The organism is Halorussus marinus, from assembly GCF_004765795.1.
Lineage (GTDB): Archaea > Halobacteriota > Halobacteria > Halobacteriales > Haladaptataceae > Halorussus > Halorussus marinus.
Genome location: NZ_SBIV01000001.1, coordinates 158,347 through 171,529 on the forward strand (window position 1 = coordinate 158,347; position 13,183 = coordinate 171,529).

Below are 13,183 nucleotides of genomic sequence, written 5' to 3' on the forward strand. Positions count from 1 at the left end.
TCAGCGTCCCGAGGCGGCGACCCCGGCTCCGGGGAAAAGGTTTTGTCGCCCATGCCCATTACGTAGCCCGGATGACAGAACTCTCAGGCTCCGATCCGCTCGAAGCGCTGGCTCGCCTGCCGGAGATGGCCCACCCGACCGTCTCGCCCGACGGCGAGTCCGTCGCCTTCTACTACAACGGGACGGGGCGAAACGAACTCCACGTCCTCGACGTCGAGACCGGCGAGTGCGAGCGCTGGAGCGACGGTGAGGTCCCCCGGAACAACCGGTGGCCGGTGGCGTGGGCCGCCGACGGCGAGCGCGTCTTCTTCCATCGCGACGAGGACGGCGACGAGCAAAACGACGTCTACGCCATCGACGCGACCGGCGCGACCGAACCGGTGTTCGAGTCGGCGGGACAGGCCAGCCTCCAGGACGTCGGCGAGGACGGCGAGACCCTGCTTGTCGGCTCGAACGAAGACGGCCAGATGAACCTCTACCGCCGGGACCTGTCGGCCGGGGAGACGACGAAGCTCACCGACTACGACCGGGCGGTGCGGGCGGGCCACCTCTCGCCCGACTGCGAGCGCGTCGCGTACGCCACCAACGAGGCCGACGACCTCACAAACGAGGACGTCTACGTCGCCGACGCCGACGGGTCGAACCCGCGGAACCTCGACGTGGGCGCGACCGGCGCGGAGGTCCTGCCGGTCGACTGGGGGCCGGAGGGCGACCGACTCCTGATCGCCGACAACACCGAAGATCTCGGTCGGTGTGGGATCTACGACCTCGACGCCGACGCGGTGGAGTGGTACGGCGACCTCGAACGCGAGGAGTCCCCCCGGTGTTTCCTGCCCGACGGCGAGCGGTTCGTGGCGACCCGGATGCGCGAGGCGACCACCGTCCCTGTCGTCTACGACGCCGCGACCGGCGAGTGTCGGGAGTTCGACCTCCCCGACGGGGTGGCCTCGTTCGGGTGGACCAGCGAGCGCGTCATCGACGAGGACCGCGTGCTCGTGAGCTACACCACGCCCACCCGCCGAACCGAACTCCTCGACTACGATCTGGCGACCGACGAGTACGAGCGTTGCTTCGACCGCGAGTACGGTCCCTTCTCGCGCGAGGACTTCGCCGACGCCGAGTACTTCACCTTCGAGTCCGACGGGGTCCCGGAGACGCCCGCGCGAGCGGTCGACCTCGACCCCTACGAGACCCTCGACATCGGCGCGCTGTTGTACGACTCGGGCGAGCGTCCCTCGCCGCTGGTCGTCAACCCCCACGGCGGGCCCCGGGCGGCCGACCGGAAGTCGTTCGACTACCGCACGCAGTTTCTCGTCCACCGGGGCTTTTCGGTCCTGCAGGTGAACTACCGGGGCTCGACCGGTCGGGGCCGGGCGTTCGTCGAGTCCATCTACGACGACTGGGGCGGCGCCGAGCAGGGCGACATCGCGACCGCGGTCGAGCACGTCCTCGACGACCGCGAGTGGCTCGACGGCGACCGCGTGGTCGTCTACGGCGGGTCGTACGGCGGCTACTCCGCCTACTGGCAGGCGGTCCAGTACCCCGACCTCTACGCCGGCGCGGCCGCCTCGGTGGGGCTCACCGATCTCGAAGACATGTACGAGAACACCATGCCTCACTTCCGGACCGCGCTACTTGAGACCAACCTCGGGACGCCCGAAACGAACCCCGACCTCTACCGCGAGCGCAGTCCGGTCGAGCACGCCCAGAACCTCTCGGCGCCGCTGTTGATGACCCACGGCGTCAACGACCGGCGCGTCCCGGTCTCGCAGGCGCGCATCTTCCGCGAGACGCTACTGGACCTCGGCTACGAGGAGGGCGAGGACGGCGACTTCGAGTACCACGAACTCGGCGAGGAGGGCCACGGCTCGTCGGACATCGATCAGAAGATCCGGTCGCTCGAACTCCTCGACGGCTTCCTCGACCGACGGATCGACCCGCCGGCGGCCCAAGCCGACGACGACTGAGTCACTCGGCGTCGACGCGGCCGACCGGGTCGGAGCGCTCGACGGCGGCGGCGACGGCCGAGAGGAGTTCGTCGGGACCGACCACCCGGCCGCGCTCGGACAGCGACTCGTACAGCGCGGCGGCCTCGCTCCCGGCGAAGTTGCGCTCGGCGAACGGGCGCTCCTCGACCACGACCACCTCGTCGGCCTCCCGGGCGGCCCGGAGGTTGGCGAGGTTGCCCGCCCCGACCTCCACGTCGGCGAGCACGGTCGCGTCGGCCGCCCGGATCCGGTCTTCGACCTCGCGTCTGGCCGCCTCGCCGACCGGGGCGAACGGCTCTTCGGTCACCGCCTCGACCCCGAGCGACCGGGCGGTCTCGAGGTCCGAGTCGCCCTCGTTGAGCGCGCCGACCGACACCTCGTAGCCCGCGGCCGAGAGCACGTACAACAGCCGCGAGACCGTCCCGCCGCCGCCCACGACGTGGACGCGGCCCGCGGGGCGGTCGGGACGCTCGGGCAGGGCGGTGACGTACGTCGAGCCGGTCACCGGGTGGCGAGAGACCACCGCCCGCGTGTCGAACGCGGCTTCGAGGTGCCTCTCCGAGAGCACCGTCGCGGGGTCGCCGCTCGCCCTGATTCCGCCGTCGGCGAGCAACAGTAGTTCGTCGCAGTAGTGGGCCGCGAGGTTGAGGTCGTGGATCGCCGCGATCACGGTCTTGCCGTCGTCGTCGACCAGTTCGCGGACCAACTCCAAGGTCCGGACCTGGTGGTTGATGTCGAGGCTGGCGGTCGGCTCGTCGAGCAACAGCGCGGGCGCGTCCTGAGCCAGCGCCCGCGCGAGCAGGACGCGCTGGCGCTCGCCGCCCGACACGGCGGTGATCGGCCTGTCGGCGAACCGAGCCACCTCGGTGCGTTCCATCGCGGCCTCGACGTGTTCGCGACCGGCGTCGCTGGGCCCGGAGAACCGCGACTTGTAGGGGTTGCGCCCCATCGCGACCACTTCCTCGACCGGGAAGTCGAAGGCGAGGCCGGTGTCCTGGGGAACCACCGCGATCCGGCGGCTCGCCTCCTTCGAGGAGAGGTCGGCGATCGGATCGCCCGCCACGCGGACCTCGCCGGCGTCGGGGCCGACGGCTCCGTGGATCGCCCGGAGTAGCGTGGTCTTGCCCGCGCCGTTCGGGCCGACCAGCCCGACGAACCGCCCCTCCGGGACGCTCGCGCTCACCGAATCGAGGACGCGGTTGCCCCCGAGTTCGACCGTCACGCCGTCGATCTCGATCGCGGATCGGCGGTCGTCGCCGCTCGCCCCGTCGCTCACAGCGCGTGCACCTCCCGCGTCCGGAGCAGATAGAGGAAGAACGGCGCCCCGAGGAAGGCGGTGACGATGCCGACCGGGATCTCGGCGGCGCCCGAGCGGGCCACCGTGTCGGTCGCCACGAGGAACGTCGCGCCCGCAAGCGCGGAGGTCGGCAGGAGGACGCGGTGGTCCGGCCCCACGAGCAGTCGCATTACGTGCGGGACCACGAGGCCGACGAAGCCGATGATGCCCGACACCGCGACCGCCGCGCCCGTCACCACGCTGGCGACCGCCAGCAGGAGGCGCTTGGTGCGCTCGACCTCGACGCCGAGCGCGTGGGCGTCCTCCTCGCCCAGCAGTAGGACGTTGAGGTCCCGTGCGTACGCGAACAGCACCGCGAACCCGATCACCGCGACCGGGAGCGTGAGCGTCACGTCGTCCCACGACGCCAGGTGGAGGTGGCCCATCAGCCAGTAGACGGCCCGTTCGAGGCTCTCGCCGGCGTGGAGTAGCAGGAACGAGACGATCGCCCCGAGAAACGTCTGGACGGCCACGCCCGCGAGCAACAGCGTCGCGACCGGCGTCCGGCCGTCCTCGGTGCCGAGCAGGTAGACCCCGAACGCCGCGACGACCGCGCCGAGGAACGCGGCCGTCGGCAGTCCGAAGGGGACCGCGAACGGGAGCGCGATCGTGGCGACCGCCCCGACCGCCGCCCCAGAGGAGACGCCGATGATCGAGGGGTCGGCCATCGGGTTCCGAAAGAACCCCTGCATCACGACGCCGGCGGTGGCGAGCGCGAACCCGACCGTCGCCCCGAGCGCGATCCGGGGCAGTCGGAGGGTCATCACGATCGTTCGGGCGGTCTCGGGCACCGCGAAGTCGAAGGCCGACCGGAACTCCACGGCGGGCACGGGAATCGAGAGCGCCGCCCCGGCGAGCCGGAGGGTGTGTTCGTCGAGCGCCACGCCCGCGGGAACCGCGAGCGCGTTCACTAACACCTTTCCGACGACGACGTAGTCGAGGCTCACCGGCCCGACCGCCGCGCTGACCACGACGACCCCGATCAGCGCGGCGACCAGTCCGGCCGACCACCACGCCGCGCGAGCGCCCCATCGCATCGTATGAAAGCCTCTTTGCTTTAGGTAAATACTTATTGGATACTGTCCGAGGTGGTGACGCATGAAGGCGAAACTCACGAGCGCACTGCTCGCACTACTGGTCGTCGCGGCGGTCCCGACGGGAGTCGGAGCCGCCGGGACGGCCCAGGCGGAGTGTTCGTTCCCGGTAACCGCGACCGACGCGACGGGAACTGAAGTGACTGTCGACGAGCGCCCCGAGCGGGTCACCACCCTCTCGCCGAGCGCGGCCCAGACGATGTGGGAGATCGGCGGCGAGTCTCAGGTCGTCGGGCTGTCCGAACACGCGCTGTATCTCGACGGTGCGGCCGAGCGCACGAACGTCTCGGCCGCCGGAGAGGGCCGGATCAGCGTCGAGAAAGTGGTCTCGACCCAGCCCAACCTCGTCCTCGCGCCGAACGTCATCTCGAACGACACCGTCACCAAGCTCCGCGAGGCTGGACTCACCGTCTACAAGTTCGGGTTCGCCGCGTCGATCGACGACATCTACGCGAAGACCGAGGTGACCGGCGAACTCACCGGTAACTGCGAAGCCGCCGACGAGACCGTCACCTCGATGCGCGACCGCATCGCGACGGTTCAGGAGGCGGTCGAGAACTCCGAGCGGCCCGGCGTGTTCGTCTCGGTCGGGGGCGGCTACACCGCCGGCGACGGGACCTTCATCAACAGCATGGTGGAGCTCGCGGGCGGGACCAACGTCGCGGTCGAGGCCAACGTCTCGGGCTACCAGACGATCAGCGAAGAGATCATCGTCCAGCAGGACCCCGAGTGGATCGTCGAACTCGGCGCGTTCGGCGCGTACCCGAAGACCGACGCCTACAACGGGACCCACGCGGTCCAGAACGGGCAGGTCATGACCGTCAGCAACCAGAACATCAGCCAGCCCGCGCCGCGGGTCGTCAACGCGATCGTCCGGATGGCCGACGCGTTCCACCCCGAGGCGTACGCCGAGGCGAACGCGACCGAAACGACTGCGACCGAAACGACTGCGACCGAAACGACTGCGATAGAGACGACCGAAACCGCCGAGACCGCCACTACCGCGCTCACGACCGACGAGAGCGCGATGGCCGACGCGACCACGGAGACGACCACGGAATCCGGCGGCGCGTCGGGCGGCGTGCCCGGATTCGGCGTGCCCGCGGCGCTCGCGGCCCTCGCCGGGGCGGCGCTTCTCGCCGGCCGGCGCTGAAGTTCCGAACGGGAAAGGTGTTTAACCGACGGGTCCGACCGACCACGTATGGTCGAGAAAGTCCTCTGGCCCGCGTACTTCGACGCGGACAAGAGCCGGAACGAGGGGCGACGGGTCGCCGCCGAGATGGCGATCGCCGAGCCGACCGTCGACGAGATCGCCAAGGCGGTCCAGCAGGTGGGGTACGACGCGGTCATCGAGCGCGACAAGGCCTACTCCCGGGAGAACTGGGACGAGCGGGGCCGGGTGCTGGTGAAAGACGCCGACGACTCGACGAAAAACGACCTGATACAGGCGGTCGCCGCGTACGCGGCGGCGCTCCGGGACTGATGGAGCGTCTCGGCGAGGTCGTCAGGACCGCACAGGGGCTGGCGATCGTCCGGTGCGGCGACGAGCGCCACCCCGACGTGGGGACCGAGGCGGTCGACGAACAGCTGACCGCGGTCGGGCGGGTCGTCGACGTGTTCGGGCCGGTCTCGCGCCCGTACGTCGCGGTCTCGCCCGACGACGGGGTCGCGCTCCCGACGCTGTTGGGCGAGAAGCTCTACGCCCGCTGACCGTCCCAATCCACAACCCCAAAGGCCGAGGCCTGCGAGCGTCCCGACATGGAAGACAGAACGCGTCTGCTCGGGGCGGTCGGGCTCACCGTCGCGATGTTTCTGCTGGTCCAACTCGGCGCGCTGGCGCTGGTCGAGCCGTTCCAGCGCGCCGGCTACCAGCAGGTCGAGAACCCCTCGGACCCGACCAACAGCCTCCTGTACGTCGGCGCGGTGCTGGTCCTGACCGCGGCGATGCTCGCGATCATCAAACTCGACGTGCAGTGGCTCCTCCGGGGCGGGATCATCCTCACCAGCGGCCTGCTGTCGTGGTACGTCTTCTCGGTGGTGATGCCCGCCGGCCTCGCCGTGACCGTCGACGGCGCGGCCGTGAACGTCCTCGCGATCGGCGCCGCGCTGGCGGTGTCGGTCGCCCTGCTGGTCCACCCCGAGTGGTACGTCATCGACGCCACCGGGGTCATCATCGGCGCGGGGGCGGCCGGCCTCTTTGGCATCAGTTTCGGGCTGTTGCCCGCCATCCTCCTGTTGGGCGTGCTCGCGATCTACGACGCGATCAGCGTCTACGGCACCGAGCACATGCTGACGCTCGCCTCGGGCGTGATGGATCTCAAGATTCCGGTGGTGTTCGTGGTGCCGATGACCCTCTCGTACTCGTATCTCGACGCCGGCGACGACTCCGACGGCGACGACGACGGCCCGGCGGACACGGAGTCGTCGGTCGGCGACGCCGAGGACGCGGCCGCGAATCCCGACGGCGCTGACGCCGACCACCCCGAGGCCGAGCGCCCCGACATCACCGACCGCGACGCGCTGTTCATCGGCCTCGGCGACGCCGTGATGCCGACGGTGATGGTCGCCAGCGCGGCCTTCTTCGCCGACGCCGAGCCGCTGGTATCGGGCATCGCGCTGAACCTCCCTGCACTGACCTCCCTGCTCGGGACGATGGCCGGCCTGCTGGTCCTGCTCTGGATGGTGCTGAAAGGCCGGGCCCACGCCGGGCTTCCCCTGCTGAACGGCGGCGCCATCGGCGGCTACCTGATCGGCGCGCTGGCGAGCGGGCTGACGCTGACCCAGGCGCTCGGACTGTAAGGTGCGGTGTGTCACCGCGACTGGCTCGGGAGCCGTTCTCGGGGCGCCACCGGAACGACATACTCAAACCCGAGTAAACATTTAAACCGCCTATGAACTGGACGCACCCCCGAAACATGTCGAACGCCGAGCGCAAGCAACACGAGACCAGAGCGGGCACCGACTCGAACTTCGTCGCCGCGATAGTACTCGCGGCCTGAACGCCTCTCGGATTACTTCCCGGTGAGCGCCTCGCTCGCGGGCGCGAACGAGATCTCCGACCCCAGTCCCTCCTCGCGGGCCTTCTCGTAGAGCATGTGGGCCGCCGCTACCGTCTCGATGGCGGTGCCCCCGGAGTCGAAGACGGTGATCTCCTCGTCGGTCTCCCGACCGGGCGCCGCTCCGGCGACGACCTCGCCGAGTTCGGCGTGGACGTGGTCCTCCGAGACGACGCCCGCCTCGACCGCCGCGATGAACGACCCCGCGTCCTGGGAGACGCGCTCGCGGAGGTCCGGGACGTAGGTCGACCGCTCGATCGTCGTCGCGTCGAGTTCCCGCTTTTCGGGGTGGTACTGGCCCATCGCGGTGACGTGGGCCCCGTCGGCGAGCATGTCGCCGTCGAAGACGGGGTCGCTGGCGGTGGTCGCGGTCACCACGATACCCGCGTCGTCGATCGCGGCCGCGCTGGAGGCGACCGCCGCCACCGAGGCGTCGAGCTGTTCGTTCATCTCGGCGGCGAACGACTCGCGGGACGCCTTGGTCGGGGAGTACACCCGGACGGTGTCGAGATCCCGGACGGCCGCGATCGCGCGCAGTTGCCCGCGGGCCTGCGAGCCGCTACCGACGATCCCGAGGGTGTCGGCGTCCTCGTGGGCGAGGGCGTCGGTGCCGACCGCCCCGGTCGCGCCGGTCTTGAACGGGTTCATGCTCGCGCCGTCGAGCAACGCGATCGGCTCGCCCGACTCGGCGTCGAACACCGGCGTCACGAACCACGCGTCCTTGGCGCCGAACCCGGAGGCGTACATGTACCCGCCCATCGCGCCCGTCTCGGGCAGGATCGCCGAGTAGCCGGTCAGCATCCCCGGCGGTTCGGCGTTGGGGAGCTTCGTGCGGGGTTCGGCGGGCGCGCCCTCGCCGCGCTGGCGGTAACCCTCTCGGACCGCCTCGACGTACTCCTCGGGGCTCGCGAGTCCGGACACATCCTCGCTCGTCAGAAACAGCGTGTCGCTCATGGCCCAACCAACACAGGCCAGCCTGAAAACCGTTGAGGCGCCGGAGAAAAACGGGGATAGCGTCGTCGGGAGACGGTTCAGTCGGCGGCCTCGAAGCCGTTCGACTCCGACGCGGACTGGGTGGTCGCGACGGACGTCCGGTCGACGGGGCCGTTGACGAACAGCGCGTGAGCGATGAGCGCGACCGGGACGGTCGCCGCGACCGGGACGGCGGCGGTCACCGAGACGCCGATGGCGCTCATGGCGGCGGTGATACCGATCAGCGAGAGCGGGATGAGTCCGAGAATGATGTCGTAGTACCCAGTCATAATCTATTACATTCTATGCGGCGTGGGTATATAATTCTTTCCCGTACCTCTGGTGGGCATTTCTGGTGGGTTCGAAATACTCTCCCTGTAATGTCCTCATAAGTTATGAGTTGGTTACGAGGGTGTTTCGAGCGTCTCCTGATCCGAAACCGTCGATACCGGGAAGCTCACGATTGCCGCTATATTTTCACGAGTTATCCGACCGACGCGCAGTCGACGCGCGACCGCGGCCGGATCTGACCCTCGCGATCGGCCACACATTTACCTTCGACCACGGAGAACTCCCGGCTATGGACACCCGACAGAGCTACGCGGTCGGCCTCGCGCTCGTGGCGGTCGGAGTCGTGGCGAGCGCGCTGGCGTCCCCCGAGATGCCCGCGCGGATGGCGACCCACTGGAACGCCGCGGGCGTGGCCGACGGCCGGACTCCGAAGGTCATCGCGCTCGCGACCATCCCCGCGGTGTCGGCGGGACTGCTCGCGCTGTTCGCGGTCCTCCCCCGGCTCGACCCCCTCGGGGAGAACGTCGCGGCGTTTCGCGAGCAGTACGACGCGTTCGTCGTGTTGGTCGTCGGGATGCTGACGTACCTCCACCTCCTGGTGCTCGCCTGGAACGCCGGCTTCGAGTTCGGGATGATCCAGGCGCTCGCGCCCGCGATGGGGGTCGTCTTCTACTACGCCGGCGTCGTGTTAGAACGCGCCGAGCAGAACTGGTTCGTCGGCATCCGGACCCCCTGGACCCTCTCGGACGAGGAGGTGTGGCGCCGGACCCACGACCGCGCGGCCCCGCTGTTCAAACTCGCGGGCGTCGTGGCGGCGCTCGGGGCGGTCGTCCCCTCCGCCGCGATTCTCCTCATCGTCGTGCCGGTCGTCGCCGTCGGGGCGTACGCGACCGCCTACTCCTATCTGGTCCACCGCCGCGTCGCGGGCTAACGAAGCCCCACCGCGGCCGCCCGCCAGACCGCGAACGAGACCGCGCCCACGGTCGTCACGACGAGCGCGAACGTCCACGGCGCGCTCCCGTGGAAGTACGCGGTCGACCGGATCGCGAGGCCGATCGGCGCGGCGACGATCCACGCGCCGACCGCGCGGACCACGGCGGTGCGGACCCGTCGGGTCGTTCCGGGGGCGTACGCGCCGATCGCCAGCGCCCCGACGACCCACCCGGCGAGGAACGGCGCGATCGTGCCCGCGACTCGCCCGGGCATCGCGACCGGGTCGACGCCGTGGTTGATCGATCCGAGCGTGAGAAAGCTCGCGAGCACGAGCAGATCCCCGACCGCGAGGCCGACCGTCCCGGTCGAGCGCTCGACTCGCGACCCGAACAGTCCGTCGACGGCGTTGCTCATGGCCGGCGGTTGGGGCCGACGCGTTATGATTCCCGCGGTGCGCGCCGACCGGTGCCGGAGCGAAGGACAGTTGCCGGAGGCCCCCCAACCCGAAGCCATGGAGTACGCGCTGGTCGGCTGGCCCGAGGACGACCCCAAGCTCCGGCTCGACCACCGGGAGTTCAGCTACGCGGGGAAGTTCGTGATGTCCAACACCGGGAAGGCGGTCGCCCGCGAGGACGGGGCCGACGGCGACCGCCTCGGGGCGATCGCGTTCAACGAGGACCGCACCGACCCGGCCGCCGCGTGGCTCCGGTACGTCACGGTGCGGGCCGACCGCCGCGGGGAGGGGATCGGCGCGCGGCTCGCGGCGTTCGCGGCCGACCGGCTCGACGCGCGGGGGTACGACCGGGTGAAGATCGCGGTCAACAACCCCTTCGCCTACCACGCCCTCTACAAGGCCGGGTTCGGGTACGCCGGCGAGGAGACCGGGCTCGCCGAACTGGTGTTGGTGCGGCCCGGCGACCGCTCGCCGGCGACCTATCGGGCGGGCCTCGACGCCTACCGGGGACGGGAGGACCTCGCGGCCGAGGAACGGGACTTTCTGGACGCGAAGTCGGCGGCGGGCCCGCCCGAGACGATCCCCGCGCCCGAGTGAGACCCCGCCGGCCGGTGGGGATAAGGCCGCCCCGATCGAATCACGCCCACATTCTGGGGGGTTCGGGCATGCACGAACGAGAGCTACCGGGACGACACGAATCGCTGTGGACGAGCACGACGCCGCGGACCGACTTCCCACCGCTCGACGGCGACCGCCGGGTCGACACCGCGGTCGTCGGCGGCGGGATCGTCGGGGTGACCGCGGCGCTTGAGTGTGCGGAGGCGGGCCGGGAGGTGGCGCTGCTCGAAGCCGATCGCGTGGTCGAGGGCGTCACGGGCAAGACGACCGCGAAGGTCACCGCCCTACACGGGCTCGTCTACGACGACCTGCTCCGGACCCACGGGCGCGAACGCGCTCGGGGGTACGCCGACGCCAACGCGGCGGCGATCGAGGCGATCGCCGACCGGGTCGACGAGCGCGACATCGACTGCGACTTCCGGCGCGTCCCCGCCTACACCTACGCCGCCGACGAGGACCAGCGTGGGGCCGTCGAGCGCGAGGCGGCCGCCGCCGAGCGTCTGGGGCTCCCGGCGTCGTACGTGCCCGACCCGGCGTTTCCCGGGGCGACACACGGCGCCGTGAAGTTCGCCGAGCAGGCCCAGTTTCACCCCCGAAAGTACCTGCTCGACCTCGCGGAGGCGATCCCGGAGGCGGGCTCGCACGTCCTCGAGGAGACGGCGGTGACCGGGATCGACGACGGCTCGCCCTGCGAGGTCGAGACCGAGCGCGGGACCGTCACCGCCGAGAACGTGATCGTGGCGACCCACTTCCCGATCGAGGACCCGGGCTTTTACTTCGCGCGCCAGTACCCCAAGCGGTCGTACGTGCTGGCGGTTCGGCTCGCCGACGACCCGCCGGACGGGCTGTTCTACCGGGACGCCGAGCCGTACTTCTCTGTGCGTCCGCACCCGACCGACGACGGCACGCTGGCGCTGGTCGGCGGCCAGAACCACAAGACCGGACAGGGCGGGTCGACGGCGGCGCGCTACCGGCGGCTCCTCGAACAGGCCCGCGAGCACTTCGACGTCGAGTCGGTCGAGTACCGGTGGTCGACCCAGGACTTCGTCTCGGTCGACGACGTGCCGTTCGTCGGGCGACTCGGTCCGACGTCCGAGCGCGTCTACGGCGCGACCGGGTTCGGCGGCTGGGGGATGACCAACGGCACCGCGGCCGGGATGTTACTCGCGGCTCTCGCGCAGGGGGAGTCGCGGCCGTGGGCCGGAACGTTCGACCCCCAGCGGTTCGACCCCGCGGCGTCGGGCCGGGACCTCCTCGCCGAGAACGTCGACGTCGGCGCGCAGTTCGCCCGGGACTGGACCGCGGCCGCCCTCGCGAGCGCGGACGGCGCGGACCTCGCGCCCGGGGAGGGGACGGTCCTCAGGCGGGGGGACACGCCGCTGGCGGTCTCTCGGGACGAGGACGGCGACATCCGGGCGGTGTCGGCGGTCTGTACGCATCTGGACTGTCTGGTCCGGTGGAACGACGCCGAGGGTTCGTGGGACTGTCCGTGTCACGGCTCGCGGTTCTCACCGGAGGGCGAGGTGCTGAACGGCCCCGCGGTCGAGGACCTCCCGAAGCGCGGGGAGTGACCCCGAGGGCGCGGCCGGCCGCGTTCAGAGGATTCAAACGCCGCCGCCACCCATACCGACCCATGAAGGCCTTCGCCCCCGGAAGCGTCACCGCCGTCTTCGCGCCCGCTGAGTCGGGCGACGAGTCGATGGGCGCGAGCTTCGCGATCGAGGACGGCGTGGTCGCGGACGTCCGTCCCGCCGACGAACCCGCGGTCGCGGTCGACGGCGAGCCGACCGACTTCGAACCCGTCGAGTTGGCGCTCGACGCCCTCGACGTCGCGGCGGCGGTCGACCTCGCCTCGTCGGTCCCGATCGGGTGCGGGTTCGGCGCGAGCGGGGCCGCCACGCTCGCGACCGCCCTCGCGGCGAACGAGGCGTTCGATCTCGGGCGGACGCGCGAGGAGCTGGTCGCGGTCGCCCACCGCGCGGAGGTGGCGGCCGGCACCGGGCTCGGCGACGTGTTCGTCCAAGAGATGGGCGGGCTGGTGGTCGGCGACGGGCGCGACCGGTGGCGGGTCGGGACCGACGCGCCGATCGAGTACGACTCGTTCGGCGGGATCGCCACCGAGGAGATGCTGGGCGACGACGAACTGATGGCTCGGATCGAGCGGGCGGGGACCCGAACGCTCGACGCGCTCCCGGCCGACCCGTCGTTCTCGGAGCTGACCCGTGCGGCGTGGTCGTTCGCCGAGGCGACGGGTCTCCCGACGCCGGCGGTCCGGGAGGCGGTCGCGTCGGTCGAGAACGCCGGCGGGCTCGCGAGCATGGCGATGGTCGGCGAGACCGTCTTCGCGGTCGGCGTCGAGGGCACACTGCCCGACCGGACCCGAATCTGTCCGGACGGCGCGTCCCTGCGATGACCGCGGTCTGTGCTCCTCGCGTGCTGTT

General features: G+C 70.8%; 14 protein-coding genes. 9 read left to right on the forward strand and 5 right to left on the reverse strand.

All coding sequences use genetic code 11. From position 1 onward, the window contains the following. The first annotated feature begins 71 nt into the window (after positions 1-71). Positions 72-1,967 carry a S9 family peptidase gene (locus EPY72_RS00885; protein WP_135805284.1) on the forward strand — a complete coding sequence of 632 codons (1,896 nt, stop codon included), beginning with the start codon at positions 72-74 and terminating at the stop codon, positions 1,965-1,967. Position 1,968: 1 nt separating this feature from the next. Here EPY72_RS00885 and EPY72_RS00890 read toward each other — a convergent pair whose 3' ends face one another. Together EPY72_RS00890 and btuC are read right to left on the reverse strand one after the other, a co-directional pair. Continuing rightward, the gene (locus EPY72_RS00890) at positions 1,969-3,264 is read right to left on the reverse strand and encodes a heme ABC transporter ATP-binding protein (protein ID WP_168215986.1); all 1,296 of its coding nucleotides are present in this window, start codon (positions 3,262-3,264) and stop codon (positions 1,969-1,971) included. Beyond that, positions 3,261-4,361 carry a vitamin B12 ABC transporter permease BtuC gene (btuC, locus tag EPY72_RS00895; RefSeq protein ID WP_135805285.1) on the reverse strand — a complete coding sequence of 367 codons (1,101 nt, stop codon included), beginning with the start codon at positions 4,359-4,361 and terminating at the stop codon, positions 3,261-3,263. The genes EPY72_RS00890 and btuC overlap by 4 nt, the downstream gene beginning before the upstream one ends. Positions 4,362-4,422: 61 nt before the next feature. Between btuC and EPY72_RS00900 the strand changes: the two genes are divergently transcribed. Genes EPY72_RS00900 through EPY72_RS00915 form a run of 4 tightly spaced genes read left to right on the forward strand, consistent with a single transcriptional unit; the run spans position 4,423 to position 7,217 of the window. Beyond that, the gene (locus EPY72_RS00900) at positions 4,423-5,571 is read left to right on the forward strand and encodes a PGF-CTERM-anchored ABC transporter substrate-binding protein (protein ID WP_135805286.1); all 1,149 of its coding nucleotides are present in this window, start codon (positions 4,423-4,425) and stop codon (positions 5,569-5,571) included. Positions 5,572-5,619: 48 nt separating this feature from the next. After that, positions 5,620-5,901: a signal recognition particle subunit SRP19 gene (gene srp19, locus EPY72_RS00905; RefSeq protein WP_134670851.1), complete on the forward strand. Its 282-nt coding sequence runs from the start codon at positions 5,620-5,622 to the stop codon at positions 5,899-5,901. Beyond that, positions 5,901-6,128, forward strand: a complete 228-nt coding sequence (locus tag EPY72_RS00910) for an H/ACA ribonucleoprotein complex subunit GAR1 (protein WP_135805287.1) — start codon at positions 5,901-5,903, stop codon at positions 6,126-6,128. The genes srp19 and EPY72_RS00910 overlap by 1 nt, the downstream gene beginning before the upstream one ends. Before the next feature lie 48 nt (positions 6,129-6,176). Continuing rightward, on the forward strand, positions 6,177-7,217 hold the full coding sequence (locus EPY72_RS00915; RefSeq protein WP_135805288.1) for a presenilin family intramembrane aspartyl protease PSH: 1,041 nt from the start codon (positions 6,177-6,179) through the stop codon (positions 7,215-7,217). A gap of 212 nt (positions 7,218-7,429) precedes the next feature. Here EPY72_RS00915 and EPY72_RS00920 read toward each other — a convergent pair whose 3' ends face one another. Continuing rightward, positions 7,430-8,428 carry an ornithine cyclodeaminase family protein gene (locus EPY72_RS00920; protein ID WP_135805289.1) on the reverse strand — a complete coding sequence of 333 codons (999 nt, stop codon included), beginning with the start codon at positions 8,426-8,428 and terminating at the stop codon, positions 7,430-7,432. A 77-nt stretch (positions 8,429-8,505) separates the two neighbouring features. Continuing rightward, complete coding sequence (locus EPY72_RS00925) at positions 8,506-8,736, reverse strand: DUF8015 family protein (RefSeq protein WP_134670847.1); 231 nt, start codon at positions 8,734-8,736, stop codon at positions 8,506-8,508. Positions 8,737-9,026: 290 nt separating this feature from the next. Between EPY72_RS00925 and EPY72_RS00930 the strand changes: the two genes are divergently transcribed. After that, positions 9,027-9,668 carry an SdpI family protein gene (locus EPY72_RS00930; protein ID WP_134670846.1) on the forward strand — a complete coding sequence of 214 codons (642 nt, stop codon included), beginning with the start codon at positions 9,027-9,029 and terminating at the stop codon, positions 9,666-9,668. Here the strand turns inward: EPY72_RS00930 and EPY72_RS00935 are convergent. Further along, positions 9,665-10,084, reverse strand: a complete 420-nt coding sequence (locus tag EPY72_RS00935) for a DUF3054 domain-containing protein (protein WP_167599441.1) — start codon at positions 10,082-10,084, stop codon at positions 9,665-9,667. The two genes, EPY72_RS00930 and EPY72_RS00935, sit on opposite strands and share 4 nt — an antisense overlap. 97 nt (positions 10,085-10,181) lie before the next feature. On the opposite strand from EPY72_RS00935, the gene EPY72_RS00940 reads away from it, so the two are divergent. From EPY72_RS00940 to EPY72_RS00950, 3 genes are all read left to right on the forward strand, one after another. Further along, complete coding sequence (locus EPY72_RS00940; RefSeq protein WP_134670844.1) at positions 10,182-10,721, forward strand: GNAT family N-acetyltransferase; 540 nt, start codon at positions 10,182-10,184, stop codon at positions 10,719-10,721. A 68-nt stretch (positions 10,722-10,789) separates the two neighbouring features. Next, a complete protein-coding gene (locus tag EPY72_RS00945) occupies positions 10,790-12,313 on the forward strand; it encodes an FAD-dependent oxidoreductase (protein ID WP_135805290.1) in 1,524 nt (507 codons plus the stop codon). A 62-nt stretch (positions 12,314-12,375) separates the two neighbouring features. Then, a complete protein-coding gene (locus EPY72_RS00950; RefSeq protein ID WP_135805291.1) occupies positions 12,376-13,155 on the forward strand; it encodes a GHMP family kinase ATP-binding protein in 780 nt (259 codons plus the stop codon). The last annotated feature ends 28 nt before the right edge of the window (positions 13,156-13,183 follow it).